Source organism: Aeromonas sp. (assembly GCF_050252055.1).
Classification (GTDB): Bacteria; Pseudomonadota; Gammaproteobacteria; order Enterobacterales; family Aeromonadaceae; genus Aeromonas; species Aeromonas caviae.
Window position 1 is genome coordinate 463,975 of record NZ_JBFWLQ010000002.1, and the last position, 17,128, is coordinate 481,102.

At 58.8% G+C, this 17,128-nt stretch carries 14 protein-coding genes; 7 read left to right on the forward strand and 7 right to left on the reverse strand.

Annotated features, from left to right (window positions below):
• Positions 1–7: 7 nt before the first annotated feature.
• The 3 genes from AB7E19_RS05730 (at position 8) to AB7E19_RS05740 (ending at position 2,563) form a co-directional block, all read left to right on the forward strand.
• Positions 8–787: a TatD family hydrolase gene (locus AB7E19_RS05730; protein ID WP_151027388.1), complete on the forward strand. Its 780-nt coding sequence runs from the start codon at positions 8–10 to the stop codon at positions 785–787.
• 299 nt (positions 788–1,086) lie between these two features.
• A complete protein-coding gene (locus AB7E19_RS05735; protein WP_427934718.1) occupies positions 1,087–2,115 on the forward strand; it encodes a site-specific integrase in 1,029 nt (342 codons plus the stop codon).
• A 136-nt stretch (positions 2,116–2,251) separates the two neighbouring features.
• Positions 2,252–2,563 carry a RepB family protein gene (locus AB7E19_RS05740; protein WP_322131736.1) on the forward strand — a complete coding sequence of 104 codons (312 nt, stop codon included), beginning with the start codon at positions 2,252–2,254 and terminating at the stop codon, positions 2,561–2,563.
• 234 nt (positions 2,564–2,797) lie between these two features.
• Here AB7E19_RS05740 and rsmF read toward each other — a convergent pair whose 3' ends face one another.
• The 4 genes from rsmF to AB7E19_RS05760 form a co-directional block, all read right to left on the reverse strand.
• Entirely contained in the window at positions 2,798–4,228 is a 1,431-nt protein-coding gene (rsmF, locus tag AB7E19_RS05745; RefSeq protein WP_427934735.1) for a 16S rRNA (cytosine(1407)-C(5))-methyltransferase RsmF, read from the reverse strand.
• A gap of 129 nt (positions 4,229–4,357) precedes the next feature.
• Positions 4,358–6,910 (reverse strand): MlaD family protein, encoded by a 2,553-nt coding sequence (locus tag AB7E19_RS05750; RefSeq protein ID WP_041205787.1) that lies wholly within the window; start codon positions 6,908–6,910, stop codon positions 4,358–4,360.
• 51 nt (positions 6,911–6,961) lie between these two features.
• Positions 6,962–7,570, reverse strand: coding sequence for a paraquat-inducible protein A (locus AB7E19_RS05755; RefSeq protein ID WP_010674753.1), 609 nt, complete (start codon positions 7,568–7,570; stop codon positions 6,962–6,964).
• Positions 7,548–8,192: a paraquat-inducible protein A gene (locus tag AB7E19_RS05760; protein ID WP_322131737.1), complete on the reverse strand. Its 645-nt coding sequence runs from the start codon at positions 8,190–8,192 to the stop codon at positions 7,548–7,550. The genes AB7E19_RS05755 and AB7E19_RS05760 overlap by 23 nt, the downstream gene beginning before the upstream one ends.
• Positions 8,193–8,412: 220 nt before the next feature.
• On the opposite strand from AB7E19_RS05760, the gene AB7E19_RS05765 reads away from it, so the two are divergent.
• From AB7E19_RS05765 to fabA, 4 genes are all read left to right on the forward strand, one after another.
• Positions 8,413–8,718, forward strand: a complete 306-nt coding sequence (locus AB7E19_RS05765; protein WP_128271377.1) for a YebG family protein — start codon at positions 8,413–8,415, stop codon at positions 8,716–8,718.
• 279 nt (positions 8,719–8,997) lie between these two features.
• Entirely contained in the window at positions 8,998–10,293 is a 1,296-nt protein-coding gene (locus AB7E19_RS05770) for a tyrosine-type recombinase/integrase (RefSeq protein ID WP_268453792.1), read from the forward strand.
• 206 nt (positions 10,294–10,499) lie between these two features.
• The gene (locus AB7E19_RS05775) at positions 10,500–12,479 is read left to right on the forward strand and encodes a Lon protease family protein (protein ID WP_042017065.1); all 1,980 of its coding nucleotides are present in this window, start codon (positions 10,500–10,502) and stop codon (positions 12,477–12,479) included.
• Between the two features lie 78 nt (positions 12,480–12,557).
• Positions 12,558–13,118, forward strand: coding sequence for a 3-hydroxyacyl-[acyl-carrier-protein] dehydratase FabA (fabA, locus tag AB7E19_RS05780; protein ID WP_010674758.1), 561 nt, complete (start codon positions 12,558–12,560; stop codon positions 13,116–13,118).
• 80 nt (positions 13,119–13,198) lie between these two features.
• On the opposite strand, the gene rmf is transcribed toward fabA, so the two are convergent.
• From rmf to uup, 3 genes are all read right to left on the reverse strand, one after another.
• Complete coding sequence (gene rmf, locus AB7E19_RS05785) at positions 13,199–13,378, reverse strand: ribosome modulation factor (RefSeq protein ID WP_005315693.1); 180 nt, start codon at positions 13,376–13,378, stop codon at positions 13,199–13,201.
• A gap of 157 nt (positions 13,379–13,535) precedes the next feature.
• Positions 13,536–15,185 carry a DUF3466 family protein gene (locus AB7E19_RS05790; RefSeq protein WP_427934719.1) on the reverse strand — a complete coding sequence of 550 codons (1,650 nt, stop codon included), beginning with the start codon at positions 15,183–15,185 and terminating at the stop codon, positions 13,536–13,538.
• Positions 15,186–15,193: 8 nt separating this feature from the next.
• Positions 15,194–17,104, reverse strand: coding sequence for an ATP-binding cassette ATPase Uup (gene uup, locus AB7E19_RS05795; protein ID WP_029314544.1), 1,911 nt, complete (start codon positions 17,102–17,104; stop codon positions 15,194–15,196).
• Between the last annotated feature and the right edge of the window lie 24 nt (positions 17,105–17,128).

Here is a 17,128-nt window from a genome sequence, read left to right on the forward strand (position 1 = left end):
GTTGTCTATGTTACTCGTTGATTCCCATTGCCATCTCGATCGCTTGAGTTATGGCACCAAGCAGACCGACATGGCCGATGTGCTGGCCAAGGCGGCGCAGCAGAGCGTGGGATATTTTCTCTGCGTGAGTGTGACCCAGGCCCAATTCCCGACCATGATGGAGGCCATCGCCCCCCATCCCCAGGTGTTTGCCTCCTGCGGTGTCCACCCGCTCAATCAGGATCCCGGGGTGGATGCTGCCTTGCTGCTGACTCAGGCGGCCGATGAGAGAGTGGTGGCCATCGGCGAAACCGGGCTCGACTACTTCTATTCACCGGAAAACAAGGATGTACAGCAAGCCTCTTTCCGCGAACATATTCGTGTAGCCCGGGCACTGAACAAACCGCTCATCATCCACACCCGGGATGCCCAGGAAGACACGCTGCGGATCATGCGAGAGGAGGGGGCCGAACAGGTGGGCGGAGTGCTGCACTGCTTCACCGAGTCCCTCGAAATGGCCGAGGCCGCGATGGCAATGGGGTTCTATATTTCCATCTCGGGGATAGCCACTTTCAAAAACGCCTCAGCCCTGCAGGCAGTGGTCAAGGCGTTGCCCCTGGAGCGACTGCTGGTTGAAACCGACTCTCCCTATCTGGCACCGGTTCCGCACCGGGGGAGGGAGAACGAGCCGGCCTTTGTTCGCGACGTTGCCCAATTTATCGCGGATCTTCGCCAGATATCGCTCGCTGAATTGGCGGAGGCCACCAGCCACAATTTCTTCGAATTGTTCAAGTTGGCAAAGCGATAACAGACAACGCCCCGCATAGCGGGGCGTTTTACTATGACAATCAGCACTATCATTCCATCCAAAAACAATCATGCCAGGTTGTTATCTCTCACTATTTTTGCGGTGGATACTGATGAGATTAAAGCCACAATCCTGATAAAACGGAGCAGGGATGACAGGGTACTTGAGAAATAAATGAGGGAGCTGAGATGGGTTAAAAGCACTCTTCCTAAGTATCGATAATATTCATTATCGATACTTGATAGATCTGGAAGATCCTGTAAGATCCATCGAAACTCCGCTTTAAATCATAGAGTTAAGTGAACTACCCACGCCTTCAAAACCCAGTTCAGCAATCCTTGCAAAGCGTCTTCGATCCTCAGCTGAACAGCCGGGCAAGACGCTTTCTGCGTAGCGCCAAAGCCGACTCCACCCTCAATGCCTATCAGGCAGATACCCGTATCTTTGTCTCCTGGTGCCAGCTCCACGGGCTGGATCCCTTGCAGACGACACACCACGACATCATGAATTTTCTGGCGGATCAGGCCGACGGCATCCTGGCCAACTGGGTCTGGCTGGACAAAGAAGAAGGGAAGGGGGAGCTTCGCAACGGGGAACCTCGCAAACCGGCCACCCTGGTAAGACGGCTTGCCGGCATTCGCTATGCCTTCAAGCAGAAGGGGATCCACCCCATGCCGACCAAGCATGCGGAGATAAAGGAGATGATGCGGGGCATAGTACGGCTCGGTGATAACCGCAAACGCAAAACGGGGGCGCTGACCCTGAAACCATTGGCCTGCGTGCTGGACGAGATAGATACCAGCAACCTGGCGGGACTTCGGGATTACACCCTGTTGCTCCTGATGTTCAGTGGCGCCTTGCGTCGATCGGAAGCGGCCAGGATCGAGGTGAATGACGTGCAGTTTGTGGGGCAGGGGATACGCCTTCGTCTCAAACCAAGCAAACATCAGCTCCATGAATCGGAGATAGCACTCATTCCAGGTACCCGGTATTGCCCAGTGTCTGCACTGCAACAATGGCTGAAAAAAAGCCGAATTGCTGAGGGCCCCCTGTTTCGCCGGATGAATCGCTGGGGCCAGCTGATGGCAGATCCCCTGGGGCCGCAAGGTATCAACCTGATGATCAAGCGGCGAACCGGTCAGGCCATCGACGATCTCCACGTCAGTGGCCACAGTTTGCGGCGGGGGTTCATCACCTCTGCAGTGACGGCGGGCAAGCCGATGAACAAGATCATCGAGGTGACCCGACACAAGGACATGCGCACCTTGCAGGAGTATTTCGATGATGCCCACAAGTTCTCGGATCACGCCCTGGATGGGTTGTTATAGATAACCGCGTCTCTCCATTTTTTATGTTAAATGATATCCTGTTGATCTGATGGTATATTCAATCCGTCCTCCACAGACATCATGACGGTGGGGGAGTCGTAATCCGATTTACTTTCGTAGAAGATGCCAACGAAAAATGAGAGATAACATTCGCGACAATGATGTGTCAGAGGGTCATGGCAGCCAGGAATTGAAGAAAAGCGCCGCGCAAGAGAATGCCGAACGGCAGCGCCAGCACGTGAAGCGCAAGCAGGAAACCCACAGCCGGTTGCAATGCTGGATAAGCAATCGTCATGCAGAGCGGTTGGCCATGCTGGGGCAACAACTGGAAGACAGTCAGGCCTCCATCATCGAGCAGGCAATCGATCTGCTCTATCAGCACGAACTGCAACAAACGACCAACGCGCAGCAGAGCGATGTCCCCGAGTCGGCAGACATGCTCGAATAGACGATGGTATCGTGCCGGCATGGTTGAAAAAGGAAGACAAAAAAAGCCAGGTACGAATTCCTTGTACCTGGCATAGGGGAATTGGCTCCTTGCAGAGCCGTGCGCTAACTGGTATGCGGATAGCCTTAAGCTTAGACAAGGCTCTAGGCATTTCAAGAACCGGATAAAAGTTCAACCAGAGTGGGGGTTTTTCAGACTCGAACAGGCGCTGTTTTTGCTCGAGCGACCCCACTCTCACGCATTGAACAGGTTGTTGTCCCGTACCAGCTCCCGGGGCAGGGCATTCTTGATGCGACTCCCCACCCATTTCCCCATGCCGAGCGGGTGCCCCTGGTAACGAACGATCACTTCCCCAGTCCCGGCATCCTGCTCTGGCCAGACATCTCGTCCCATCATGAATTCACGGGCATTGGCGGCATCCAGCTCGACGCATCCCTTGCTCGCCTCATGGCCGTAAGCCAGAGCCCATTCATGGGTCAATCGATATCCCTTCTTGAAGGTCTCAGCCAGCTTGATGCCGATGCGATCGAAACGTAGCTTCCCCTGTACCAGCTCGAAGGCGTGAGGGAAGAGCCAGATCTCGTCATTGCGGCCAAACAGTTGGCCATGGGGCACGATGCCAAAATTCCCTTCAATCTCCCGCAACATGGGGCCGGCCTCTTTCTCTGGCAGCGGCGAGAAGGGGAACTTGCCGAGCTTGCCCGGTTTGAACATGGTGTTGGGCACGGAGTGATGCTTGCGCAACCGGGCGACGAAAAAGCCTTCACTGTCGAAGATCTGGGGCCAAACGTGCAAGTATCCCTCCGGTGTACAGGCTTTCTCCGCCCCCGGAAAGAGATCGGCCAACGAGTCAAAGCTGAAGGCATCACCGAACTTCTCCTGCAACGACTGACAGACGGCCTGATTCTCTTGCAGGCTCAGGGTGCAGGTGGAGTAGACCAGTACGCCGCCGGGTTTGAGGGCGTGAAAAGCGCTCTCCAGCAGGCCACGCTGCACCTCGGCAATCTCGTCGATGCTCTCGAGACTCCAGTTGCGCAGCGCGTCTTCATCTTTTCGCACCGTCCCCTCGCCGGAGCAGGGGGCGTCGAGCAGGATGGCGTCGAAGGTTTCAGGCAGCCATTGGCCAAAGACCTTGGCATCGAAATGGGTCATGCCGACGTTGGTCACACCGCAGCGCTGGATATTGGCGCTCAGCACTTTCAACCTGCTGCTGGAAAACTCGTTGGCGATCAGCATGCCGCGGTTTTCCATCAGCGCCGCGATCTGGGTAGTCTTGGAGCCAGGGGCGGCGGCCGCATCCAGCCACATGCCATCCCCTCGGGTTTGCTCACTGGCAAAGAGCGCCGTCACCGGCAACATGGAGCTCGCTTCCTGAATATAGAAGAGGCCGCACAGATGCTCGGCTGTGTTGCCAAGGGGGACGCTCTCATCGCTGCGGGTGAGCCAGAAGCCGGTTTCACACCAGGGCACGGGATCCAGCTGCCAACCAAGCGGCGCCATACGGGCGACAAACTCGGATACCGTGATCTTGAGGGTGTTGACCCTGATGCTGCGCCGCAGCGGCTGCCGGCAACTCGCCACGAATGCCTCCATGGAGAGATGGGATGGCATGAACTCCGCAATGTGACGCAGGAAGTGATCGGGGAGGTAGGTGTTGTCGTGCACGGCGCAATCTCGCTGACCCAAAATAAGGGGCGACATCTTACCACAGTGCGCGGCCCTTCTTGATGGGGGAGTCCATGAGGCCATAAAAAAACCGGCACAAGGCCGGTTTTTGACGAGCAGGGGAATAACTCAGGGCAAGATGCGGGGGCTCCACTCCAGCCACTCTTTCTCTGCCTTGGCATGAAGCGGATAACGATGGCCCGCCTTGACGGTCGCGCCCATTTCCCGCTCCGGCGTATTGAAGGCAATCCCGCCTGCCAGCAGGCTTTGCACCGTTTCGACCTCGATGGTGCCACCGGTCAGCCCGATATCGGCCTTGACCCCGGAGACATTCCAGAAGCGGCTATTGGCGCGTATCAGATGGGCGTACTGTCCATCCACATTCACATCGATCAGTACCTCACTGCCATCCCGGGCCAGGGTCACGCCGGTGACGCTGCCCACGACCATCTTGCGAAACAGCAGGGGGCTGCCCACGCTGATGCCATCGACGGAGGGGCTCTTGAGGGTCAGGGCAAGACCGGCGGGGCCACTCTGGCTCAAGGGGAAGGTCTCCTTGCCAGCCCCCCGGCCCGGTGTCGCCTCCACAAAGGCCCCCTTGATCAGGGTATCGAGGTGGGCAACCCCCCCCAGCCCGACCTTGGCCTGCACCAGGGCATAGCGTGCCCCGGATTGCAGGAAACGCGCGGCATATTGCTCATTCAGCTCGGCCTTGAAGCTTACCTGGCCCAGGGTTGGGTCCAGTTCCACCTGCTCTACTTTGCCGATGTCCACTCCGCGATAGCGGATGGGGCTGCCAACCCCGAGACCCGGGTTGTGATCCGCCGTGAGCGTGAGGGTACGCACCTGGGAGCTTGCCTGCTCCTTGCTGTCAAAGAGCTGATGACTGCTGCGACCTGTCCCCAGCTTGTCGAATTCGATGGCACCACGCAGCAGGGTGGCGAGGTTCCCCATCTTGACCTGCACGCCATCGAGCCGGATCTTGCCGTCGATGGCGGCCTTCTTCCAGAACTGGGGTTGCTGCTTGAGCAAAGGAGCATAGATGGCATCGATCTCCAGGGTGATGGCCACACCGCGATCATCGGCATCCAGCGCCTTGACCTTGCCCGCTTCCAGTCCCAGGTAGAGGACGGGGGAGCCCACACCGATACCATCAGCCTGAGCGGCACGCAGCGTCCAGCTGACCGCTTTGGCATGGCGGCTCCCAAGCAGGGCTAGCTCCTGGCTGGGGTAGAGGCGGTCAATCCTGTCACCCTTCGCAGCCTGTACCAGCTTGATGCCCCCCGCCAACCAGGCACTGGCCGGGCTGGTCTCCACCTTGATACCGCTGAGATCCGCCTCCACCTGCAAGGGGGCGGCGCGATAGAAGCGAGCCCGTTGCAGCAGATGGCGATAACGCTCGTTCACCAGCAACTCGACACTGGCATTGCCGCCGGCATCCAGGGTCAGTGCCCCGAGCTGACCTATCTGCAACCCCTTGAACCAGAGCGGAGCCCCTTCGCTCAAACCGGCGAGATCCTCTGCCTGCAGGGTCAGCTTGATGCCGCCGCGCTGTGCCTGGCTCTCCAGGGTCATGGTGTTGACCCGTTTACCGGGTTCATAGTCCAGACGAATGGCGGGCCCGGCCAGCAGGCGATCCGCATGCTTGATCCCGGCAGGGGAGAGAGAGACCGTCTCCCACACCAGACGACTCTTGCCGGTCACCCGGAACGCCTGTTCGGGGTTGATGAGGGCCGTCACGCTCCGTCCCTGTTCGGTGAGGCGAATAGGGTCGACTCGTCCAATCTCGATGCCCTCATAGAGGATGGGCATCCCTTCCTTGATGGGCAGAGTCCCAGCCTGGATGGTGATGCGCTCACCCCGGGCGGCCTCGGCCAACCCCTTGTAGAGGATGAAGTTGACCCCCTTTTGCGCCACGGGAGAATCCTTGGGGGAGTCAAACGCAATGCCGCCGCTCAGAATGGAGGTGAGACTGCCCGCTTCCACGCTGACGCCAGCCAGGCTGAAGGAGCCCTTGATGCCGCTGATGTTCCAGAATCGGGTATCCGCCTTGACGAGGTGCTCGAAGCGCGGCTCGATCACCAGATCCAGGATCACGTTCTGGTTCTCTTCCCCAAGACGGGTGTTGATGACACTGCCCACCTCCAGCCCGCGGAAATAGATCTTGGCGCCGATGCCCACCGACCCCAGAGAATCGGCTGTCAGGTGCAGGGTTCGCCCCTGGGCCTGATAACCGGGGGGAGGGCCATCCAGGGCATCGAACTCATCCTCCAGCGGGTTGTTCTCCCGTCCGGGTTGCAGGTTGATGTAGTTGCCTGACACCAGGGTGTCCAGGCCGGAGATCTCGGTCAGTGACGCCTTCGGACTCACCAGCCAGAAGTCGGAGCCCTTGCGTATGAGGGAGCGGGCACGGCTGTCCACCTTGGCCAGCACCGCAATCTTGCGACCATCCTGTGCCAGTTCCAGCTCCTGGACCACGCCGATGGCGACCCCCTGATAGCGCAACTGGGTCTTGCCCGGCAAGATACCGTTGCCCTGGGCAAAGTTGATGCGAATGAGTTGACCACTGCTCGTCCACTGCTGGTAGAGAAAGCCTCCCGCCAGCAAGAGGGCGATGAAGGGCAGCAACCAGACCGGTGATAACCAGCGGTGCTTCTCAATGACGGGCTCAGCCCCGACCATACCGACTCCTTACATTGGCTGTGATGCACAGCGCGTTCGACACAAAAAACATTAACGGGCCGCCTTGTCCCACAACAGGCGGGTATCGAGCATCCTGGCCGACATCATGGTGAGCACCACCACGCCGGCGAACGCCGTCGCCCCGGGGCCGGCACGCACGTTGAGCAGCACGCCGCGATCCACCAGGGCCACCATCAGCGAGATGACGAACAGGTCCAGCATGGACCAGCGTCCGATGAAATCGATGATGCGGTACATGACGAGCTGGCGTTTGCGGCGCACCGGCTTGCTGCGCTGCAACTGCCAGCAGATCCAGCCAAGACCCAGGATCTTGCCGATGGGCACGATGATGCTCGCGGTCAGTACTATGGTGGCGATGCCGGACATCTTGCTGCGATAGAGCGCCATGATACCGCTGAAAATGGTATCGGACTGCAATAATCCCTTGTTGTAGAAGTGGGTGATGGGCAGCAGGTTCGCAGGCAACAACATGAAGGTGGCCAGCGCCAGCAGGCCCCATGACCAGGCGAGGGAATGGGGGATGCGCATCTGCAAGGGGGTGTGACAACGAGGGCAGCTCATGCCGTGTTGATGGCGCACCAGCAACCCGCAGGTATGGCAGCGGCAAAGCCCCAGTTCACGAGCGCTGATCGGGGACATGGTCCGGCTCCCGGGAGGCATGTTGCAGCGGAATCCGCTCCCAGTAAGGGGCAGGATCAAAGAGGATCAGCAGCGTCATGTTGAGCAGCATCAGACAACCCAGGCTTAGCAGACCGCCTCCCAGGCGCACGTCGGCGATGTCGATAAGCTTGAACAGGGCGACAAGCAGGCTGACGATGTACACCTCCAGCATGGCCCAGTGGCGAAATACCTCGACCGCTTTGAGGGTCCACGCCAGCAGATGCCAGCGCTTGGCCAGGCCGGAGGCGAGGGCAAAGATCCCGAGCAGCAGCCCTGTCGGCGCCAGCACGGCGCACCAGAGCACCAGTGTTGCCACCCAGAGCTCGCTCTCGGCATACAGCATCATAATTCCCTTGATCAGGTTGGCGTCCGAGTTCACACCCGCCAGACGAAGATAGATCAAAGGCTCAAAAAACGCGGAAGGCAGCAACAGGAATCCGGTGATGGTCAGCGCCATCAACTGGGAAGGGCGAAAGGCATAACGCCCATACAGATGCTGATGACAGCGGGGGCAATGGGCGTGACGGCGCAGCGGCAGCAACTTGCGTTCGATCAGCAAGTCACAGGCCGGACAGACAATCACCGAGTGCGGATCCGACATACGATTCAACCTGTTGAAGGAATTGATGAAATTTACCTTAAAACGCCTGCCCTGTCTTGCCGCGCTGCACAGCCCCCTTTGAAAAGACGTGTTTTCCGCTGTGAACTGGCCGCCGCCAGCCAAGCAGGGGCTGGCGATGCATGCCGACATGCTGAGGGTATTTGCAATACTGTATATACGTACATATACTTGCAATCACAATCATCAGGAGGGCGCCGCGATGGCCGTTGAGATCAAGTATGTTGTGGTACGTGGGGGAGTGGAGAAGATGACCTTTGCCAGCAAGAAAGAGGCGGATGCCTATGACAAACTGCTGGACACCGCCGATGAGCTGATGACACTGCTGGCGGGCGCGCCGGTCGCGCTTGCACCGGAACAGCAGGAGAGTCTGGCCTTTTATCTGGCCGAGCAGCGGGATCAGTTGCAGCAGGTATTGCGCGGTGGAAAAGGGCAGGGGAATTCCCCCAAAGAAGACAAGCAGGATACTGAACTGCCAAAGGGGAAGCCCCTGAAGAGCGTGGCTTGAGACAAAAGGGCGGGGAAGGGGATGTGAGGCAGACCCGCTATCTCATTCATGAAAAGTGCAACTTAAGTCATTGTCACGACTCTTTTCCCCGAGAATTTTCCAACCAGACCGCATATTTATTGAATATGCCGATTGCTCGTCATCATGGGATATCACAGCAAGATGCCTCAGGTCGTTGCCCCCAAGGCGCACTGCAAGCCCTGATGCCGATAACCCCATTTATCGGCATCAGGGGGTTGCGGCCCCGTTCAAAACATTCAACCGACATCACACACCATCATGACTCATCCAGCACTTCCACCCGCCATGCCACTGTTCGATAGCGTGGACCACCTTGAGGCGGGCAATCCCCAGGTCAACCAGTACCTCGCCTCCCTGAGTCTTGGCAAGGTCCCCGACGCGGGGATCGTGTATGAGCTGGCCGTCGACTGGCTGCTGGAGCAGCGCCACAGCGAAAACAACTACAAGACCTATCGCAGTGAGCTGACCACTTTTTTGCACTGGTGTTTTTGCGAGGTGGCCATCAGCCCCAGGGATCTCACCAGGCGCATCATGATGCGCTATCTCGACTATTGCCAGGCGCCACCGTCCGGACTGATTGCCTATCGCAACGTCGCCCAGTTCGTGCTCGACAAGGAGTGGGGGGAACGGTTGCCAAACCCCCTGTGGCGTCCGTTTCTTGGCAAGCGGGAACTGGGCCGGGAGCTGCCGTATCGACTGAGTGAGCAGGCGATGAAGACAAAACTCGCCATTTTGTCCGCCTTCTTCCAGTTTCTCATCCAGGAGGAGTACATGGATCGCAATCCGGCTCTCCTGCTGCAGCGGGTTAAACGTGCGGGCCCCCAGGAGGCTGGTGAAGACGCGCAATCCTTCACCGAACTGCAATGGTCCTATGTGATGCAAGCCGCCGAACAGCTCGCTGCCGAATGCCCGGCACAACATGAGCGCAGCCGCTTTCTCATCTGTCTGATGTATGCCTGTTATCTGCGGATTTCCGAGGTGGCGGCCAGGCCGGGTTTCAGCCCCGTCATGGGCCAGTTTCGACGTGACGCCAAAACGGGCGTCTGGGGTTATGACATTCCCCGCAGCAAAGGCGGTAAACGTCGCACCGTAGCCGTTTCTCAGGCTCTGCTCGAAGCCCTGGCTCGCTATCGTACCTTTCTTGGACTTTCGCCACTGCCGGCCCCCGGGGAGCAGACCCCGCTGTTCGTACGCCACAAGGCGGCGGCCCATGGCCGCGAACAAGGCGAACTCAATGCAAATCTGGGTATCCGCCAGCTACGAGATTTGGTAATGGCGGTATTTGAACAGGCCGCAAGCCTCGCCGAACAAGACGGTTTTGATCAGGATGCCGCTGAAATGCGAACCCTGACGCCGCACTCCATTCGCCATACCGGTATCACCCATGACATCAATCTGCACGGCCGGCCTTTATCCCACGTACAAGCCGATGCGGGACATGACAGCATCGACACCACCTCCAAGTACCTGCACACCGGCAACCGGGAACGTCACGAGAGTGCCAGCCGCAAGCCGCTGGACCACTTGCTCGACCAGAACCGTACATATGACTGATAACCAATGGTGAACAATAAAACTGCACTCATAACCAAGACGCGGGACCTAAAGACAATCCTTGATTGACCATGCCCTGGGACTCATAAATCCGACACCGCGCATAATGTATATTATGTTAAATGATATATCTTGGTATTCTGTCACCCTCAACCGAACTGTGTATAATGGTGGCAATTGATCCTATCCCCGACCGGATGTCTTAAGTGGCTGAATTAACATCAGAACAATTAAAACCCGCTTTCTCGATTGAGCAGTTCCCCACACTTGGCGAACTCGACCCCATTCCGTTTGCCGCCCTGCAACCCAGAGCGATTTCGGGTATAAAACGGCTGGCCAGTTTTGATGGTGACTGCCCGGTCATGATCCTCAACGGTTTCCCCGGTGCAGATTACGAGAATGTCTGCCAGACCCTGATCGCCTCTTCGAATGGCAAGGATGGCGACCTGTTCGATCTCTGTTATACCGAGAATCTCAACAACCCTTTCAAACCCATCTGGCTGCGCCTGCAACCGGGCTCGGGTTTCGAGTTCTGCGAAATGGTCGGCGAGCTGCTCAAGCTGATGAGCCACCACCTCGACGCCGAGCGGCTGGTCACCCGGATCATCCGCAAACAGAACAACGACCCCAAGATCGTAGATTTCCTCTCCGATCTGGCCGCCCATGTCGCCCAGGGCCTCGAGTTCCAGCACCCGGTGCTCATCAACCTGCTGATCCATCATGAGGATCAGCAAGCCCCTGTCGTCTACGGCCGTGACCTGAACTGGGATACCTTGTTCGGTTCCATCAACTATCAGACGGAACAAGGCTCCGTTTACGCCAACCAGCATCTTTTGGAACCTGGTCTGCTGCGGGAAGCCAACGGTGGTTACCTGGTACTTCAGCTTGATGAGCTGCTGGATCAGCCTCATCTCTGGTTCAAGCTCAAGAACGCCATGCAAAAAGGCGAGCTGGACTGGAATGCCTATCAGGAAGGCAAGACGCTGACGCCCTTCTTCACCCCGGAGGCGACCCCCATCCGGTTCAAGTTGATCCTGGTCGGTGACAGGCTGGACGTGGCGGAATTCCAGATGCTGGACAGGGACATGGCGGAGCGCATCTTCCTGCGTGCCGATCTGGTCTCAGAAGTGAACATCGAGGAAGATCTCCCCGCCTTCCTGCAATATCTCGCCTGGCTGCGAGCGCGCTGGGCGCTGCTGGATTTCACCCCAGGTGCCCTCCTCGCCCTCTGTCGCCATGCCAGCCGCCTGTGTGACCACCAGGAGTGGCTATCCCTCTCCGAGGTACAGCTCGGCGCCATCATGCGCATGGCCGACAGCCTGGCCCGCGAGCTGGAAGCGACCTGCGTCACTGACGAACATATCCTGCTCGCCCTGGAAGAGCAGGATTACCGCCTCAACTATCTGGTGGAGCAATCGGATCAGGGTGTTATCGACGGCCAGATCCTGCTGCAGACCGACGGTGAAGAGGTTGGCCAGATCAACGGCCTTTCCGTCATCCAGGTGGCCGGCCATCCCTATGACTTCGGGGAGCCGGTACGCCTCACCGCGACCGTCCACCTCGGGGATGGCGATGTGGCTGACATCGAGCGCAAGGCGGAGCTCGCCGGGCACATTCACGCCAAAGCCATGATGATCATCCACGGTTACCTCTCCAACAAGTTCGGCGCAGAGAACCCCTCGCCGCTCTCGGCCAACCTGGTGTTCGAGCAGTCATACCACGAGATCGATGGTGACAGCGCCTCCCTGACCGGCCTGTGTGCCCTGCTCTCTGCCCTCGCCCGCCAGCCCATCTACCAGCACTTCGCTGTGACCGGTGCGGTCGACCAGTTCGGCAATGTGCAGGCCGTTGGCGGCGTGAACGAGAAGATTGAGGGCTTCTTCCGGGTGTGCAAGATCCACGGCCTCACCGGCAAGCAAGGCATTCTGCTGCCCGGCACCAACGCCCAGCAGCTCAACCTCTCTGATGAAGTGATCGCGGCAGTAGAGGCCGGCCAGTTCCACATCCACCCGGTGGATCACGTGGAAGAGGCTATCGAGCTGCTCACCGGCTGCGTTGCTGGCGAACCGGACATGCCGGATACCCTGTTTGGTCGCATCCAGGAGAGACTGGACGAACTCAATGGCACGGCAACCAAGAGTGGCGGCCTGCTGCGCAGCCTGCTGGATCGGCTGCTTGGCCGTTAAATGAAGTGATCGGAGTTGTTTAGCGAACATCTGTAAGCTAAATTGGCCCGGCTTTGACCCATATGAAGGATAAACAGCGTGACCCTAGATAACGACACCACTGATCCCCGCCTCTCCCTGTGCGAACAAGGCAAAGAGTCCTTTACCCGTGAAGAGCTGCTTGCCTGCAGCCGTGGCGAATTATTTGGTGAAGGTAACAGCCAGCTGCCCGCCCCCAACATGCTGATGATGGATCGCATCGTCAAGATCAACGACCATGGCGGCGAGCACGGCAAGGGTGAAATCCTGGCTGAACTCGATATCACGCCGGATCTCTGGTTCTTCGACTGCCACTTCCCCGGCGATCCCGTCATGCCCGGCTGCCTGGGCCTGGATGCCATGTGGCAACTGGTCGGCTTCTTCCTGGGCTGGAAAGGGGGTCCTGGCAAAGGACGTGCGCTGGGTGTCGGTGAAGTCAAGTTCACCGGCCAGATCCTGCCGACGGCCAAGAAGGTCACCTACAAGATCACCTTCAAGCGCGTCATCAACCGCAAACTGGTCATGGGCATTGCCGATGGCGTCGTGGAAGTGGATGGTCGCCCCATCTACAGCGCCACCGATCTGAAAGTGGGCCTGTTCAAAGACACCACCGCATTCTGATCCTGCTCCTGGGTGAGCAGAGACAACGTAAAGGGGCCACGATGGCCCCTTTCCTTTTGTAATGAGTGATGAAGTATCGGTTACTTCATGAAGAGGCCTGAGCCTCGCCCTTCCATGGCATCGCGCCAACCACCAAGCCAATGGCCCCTGGCATCCAGGCACTGGTACGGACACGCTTCTTTCTGTTTGCCGACTACGCCAGCCTGATAACCACGAGCGCGAGCTCTCTCCAGACGGTCCCGTTTCTGTCTCTTCATCATCTACGACCCTCTTCGTGGAACAAAAAAAGCGACCAGTTTTTCACCGGTCGCCTTCATCTTTACCCCAGGGGGGAGGCAGGGTCAAACAAAAAATTCCATGCTATTCAGGGGTTGTGACACAAGATACTGAACTGCATTAATTTTTGATGACACTTATTTATCGCTGATAGCGACGCAGCCAGGCAAAGGGCAGCGCCAGCAGAGTCAACCAGAACAGGCTGCCGCCACCGCCCTCGCCACCATCCTGACCGGTCTGGTTGTTGACCGGCGCATTGCTGACCACATAGCTGGCCGGGGCATTGCCCTGATAATCCGCCACGGCCGGCGTCAGTTTGACGGCGACCACGGTGGCGTTGGCGCGTTTGTTGAGGTCGCTCTCGCTGTCATAGCGATACGCCGTCGCGGCAATGGTGCCGTCGCTGCTGATGCCGCTGGCGTAAGCGATGTGATAGTACTTGCCGTTCTGGGCACACTGCTTGTTGCCGGCGTCATCCTTGCCACAGATGAGATCGTTCAGATACCAGCTGTTGGCCGGGGCGGCCGCGTTCAGCAGGAAGGCTTCCTGCATGCGGTTGGTACCATTGACCACCGGTTGGGTCTGATGGCGGGAGTCGCGCCAGCCGACCACCATGTTGTGCCCGTTGATGGCGGCCGCTTCCGAGCCTGCCCCCGAGACCGGCTTGTCCTGGAGAGGAAGGCTGGCCGCCGTACCCGGCTTGCTCAGGTTGAACAGGAACATCTCCACCGGGCGGTTCTGTCCCTTGTTAATGCGATAGCGCTGGTTGCCGATCACGTAGCCGTTGTCGTTGACGGCCACGGCCCAGCTGTGTTGCAGCTTGGCATCGTCCTTGCCAGGCTCGCCATCCGGCAGCGGGATGATCTTGGTGGTGCCCACGGTGCCGGCAGCCGTATCCAGGGTCCAGTAGCTGGCGAGGTTGCGACCATCCAGATCACCGGTGCCCACCTCGCCGGTAGAGCTGTAGCCCACGCCGTAGAGGGTGCCGTTGTACTTGGCCACGCCCAATGCAGAGGCGGTTTGCAGCACCTCGTCACGCTGATGGCCATAGGTACCGGCCTGCATCAGCTTGTTGAACCCGCCCGAGCTGTTGAGCAGCCAGAAGCTCGCCTGGGTATCGACCCCGGGACAGTAGCGGAAGTCACCGTACTGGCTGTCATTGCCCGTCTCGAAACACCACTTGTAGAAGTCACCGCCCACCTTGTGGCGATACTTGTCGCTGGCCGCGGTACCGGTCACCAGATACTGACCGTTGTCCAGCTTCTTGATGGAAGTGGGTACACTCAGGCCGTGGGTGCTGGCCGCATCCTTGAGCTCGACCGGGTTGCCGTCATTGACCACGGCAAAGGCGGTGCGCAGCTTGCCATTCATCTTGTAACCGACCCGATCCTCCGGGACATCCCCGAGGGCCGTCACCAGGCCATCAACCTCGGAGCTGGTCACGTAGCCCAGGTTGCTGCGTTGATCCACCTTGTCCAGGAAGTCGCGACGCCACTGGTAGGCAAAGCCCGAGTTGTCGCTCCAGAAGGAGTTGCAGACCGAGTTGGAGAGCATGCAACCCTGCTCGAAACGGAAACGATCGACCAGGAAGTCGGCAAACCGCACGGTGGAGAAGTATTCCGCCATGTTGTTTTTGGTGTTGAGCCCGATGAGGCCGTTGGCATCGCCGCTGATCCCGCTGGCATAGCCTTTGACTTCGTCATCGACGATGGTGAAAAAGGAGCTTTGTGCCGCCTGCGCGTTGAGGCTGGCGCCGACCAGGATGGCCAGCATGGATAATTGCTTTTTCATCTACTTCCTTAGTCTTGATGTTTCAACGCTTCCAACTCCTCCCAACGGGAGAAGGCGTGTTCCAATGCGGCCTCTGCCGCATTCAATGCATCCAGTTTGGGCTGGGTCTGCTCTGCTGGCAGAGAGAAGAAACCGGGGTGGTTAATCTCGGCCTGCAGGGCATCGAGTTCCATTTCCAACTGTTCCAGCCGGGCTGGCAGATTATCCAGCTCCAGTTGCAACTTGTAAGAGAGTTTTCGTGTTTTTTTCGCAGGCTCCGCTGCCGACGCGACAGGCTCTGCCACCTTGACCGGGGCCGGCTTGGCCGTCTGTTGGGCGGCCTGCAGGGCTCGTGTGGCCATCATGTCGGCGTAGCCCCCGACATAATCGCTGATCCGACCATCCCCTTCAAACAGCCAGCAGCCGGTCACGGTATTGTCGATGAAACGGCGATCGTGGCTGACCAGCAGCAGGGTGCCCGGGTAATCGGTGAGCAGCTCTTCCAGCAATTCCAGCGTTTCGACATCCAGGTCGTTGGTTGGTTCATCCAGAATCAACAAGTTACTGGGCTTGAGGAAGAGTTTGGCCAACAGTAGACGGTTTTTCTCGCCCCCTGACAAGGCCTTGACCGGGGTGCGCGCCCGCTTGGGCTCGAACAGGAAGTCCTGCAGATAGCCGAGGATATGTCGGGAGCGGCCGCGAACCATCACCTCCTGCTTGCCCTCCCCCACGTTGTCCACCACCGTCTTCTCGGGATCGAGCTGCTCACGGTATTGATCGAAGTAGGCCACTTCCAGGTTGGTCCCCTGGCGCACCGAGCCACGGCTCGCCTCGAGCTGACCCATCAGCAGCTTGATCAGGGTCGACTTGCCGCAGCCGTTGGGGCCAACCAGGGCAATCTTGTCCCCGCGCAGCACCTGCAGATCCAGTCCCTGGAACAGGGTGCGATCACCAAAGTCCAGCCCCAGCCCCTCGGTCTCGAACACCAGCTTGCCGGAGCGGCCCGCCTCGTCCAGTTGCAGCTTGGCCTTGCCCTGCAGTTCCCGGCGCTGGGTGCGCTCCATGCGCATCGCCTTGAGGGCCCGCACCCGTCCCTCGTTGCGGGTACGACGCGCCTTGATCCCCTGGCGCACCCATACCTCTTCCTGGGCCAGTTTGCGGTCGAACTCGGCGTTTTTCAGCTCCTCGACCCGCAGCCACTCCTCCTTGCCTTGCAGATATTCGTCGTAGTTGCCGGGCCAGGAGGTGATCACGCCGCGATCGAGATCGATGATCCGGGTCGCCAGCTTGTGGATGAACTCCCGGTCGTGGGAGATGAAGACGATGGCGCCGCGAAAGTCCTTGAGGAACTCTTCCAGCCAGTTGATGGCATCGATGTCCAGGTGGTTGGTCGGCTCGTCCAGCAGCAACAGATCCGGGTCACACGCCAGGGCGCGGGCCAGAGCCACCTTGCGCAGCCAGCCGCCAGACAGACTGTCGAGCGTCACATCAGGGTCGAGATCAAGCAGGGTCAGCACCTGATTGATGCGGGTCTCGTACTGCCAGCCGTTCTGATAGTCGAGCTGCTCCTGCAACTGGCTCATGGTGCGAATGTTGGCATCGGAAGGGTCGTGCGCCAGGGCGTGGGAGACATGGTGGTACTGCTTGAGCAGCTCCCCTACCCCGGCCAGCCCTTCTGCGGCGTAATCGAACACGGTGATCTCGCTCGAGGCGGGCGGATCCTGCTCGAGGCGGGTCACTTTCAAATCTTGTTGCAACACCAGACGGCCGTCGTCCAGCGGCAGTTCGCTGGCAATCACCTTCATCAGGGTGGACTTGCCCGCCCCGTTGCGACCAACCAGACAGAGGCGCTCGCCCCGCTCTATGGTGAGCTCGGCATGGTCGAGCAGCGGAAAATCACTGAACGACAGGGACGCGCCGTGCAATGTCAAAAGAGCCATGTTTGTTCCTTGTTGCTTATGAAA

What these genes read in the sequence shown, in the direction of transcription:
- uup (WP_029314544.1), bottom strand. Translation starts at nt 17,104, where the DNA reads ATGGCTCTTTTGACATTGCACGGCGCGTCCCTGTCGTTCAGTGATTTT.
- AB7E19_RS05765 (WP_128271377.1), top strand. Translation starts at nt 8,413, where the DNA reads ATGGCCGTTGAGATCAAGTATGTTGTGGTACGTGGGGGAGTGGAGAAG.
- AB7E19_RS05730 (WP_151027388.1), top strand. Translation starts at nt 8, where the DNA reads ATGTTACTCGTTGATTCCCATTGCCATCTCGATCGCTTGAGTTATGGC.
- rmf (WP_005315693.1), bottom strand. Translation starts at nt 13,378, where the DNA reads ATGATGAAGAGACAGAAACGGGACCGTCTGGAGAGAGCTCGCGCTCGT.
- AB7E19_RS05755 (WP_010674753.1), bottom strand. Translation starts at nt 7,570, where the DNA reads ATGTCCCCGATCAGCGCTCGTGAACTGGGGCTTTGCCGCTGCCATACC.
- AB7E19_RS05770 (WP_268453792.1), top strand. Translation starts at nt 8,998, where the DNA reads ATGACTCATCCAGCACTTCCACCCGCCATGCCACTGTTCGATAGCGTG.
- AB7E19_RS05790 (WP_427934719.1), bottom strand. Translation starts at nt 15,185, where the DNA reads ATGAAAAAGCAATTATCCATGCTGGCCATCCTGGTCGGCGCCAGCCTC.
- AB7E19_RS05750 (WP_041205787.1), bottom strand. Translation starts at nt 6,910, where the DNA reads ATGGTCGGGGCTGAGCCCGTCATTGAGAAGCACCGCTGGTTATCACCG.
- AB7E19_RS05760 (WP_322131737.1), bottom strand. Translation starts at nt 8,192, where the DNA reads ATGTCGGATCCGCACTCGGTGATTGTCTGTCCGGCCTGTGACTTGCTG.
- AB7E19_RS05740 (WP_322131736.1), top strand. Translation starts at nt 2,252, where the DNA reads ATGAGAGATAACATTCGCGACAATGATGTGTCAGAGGGTCATGGCAGC.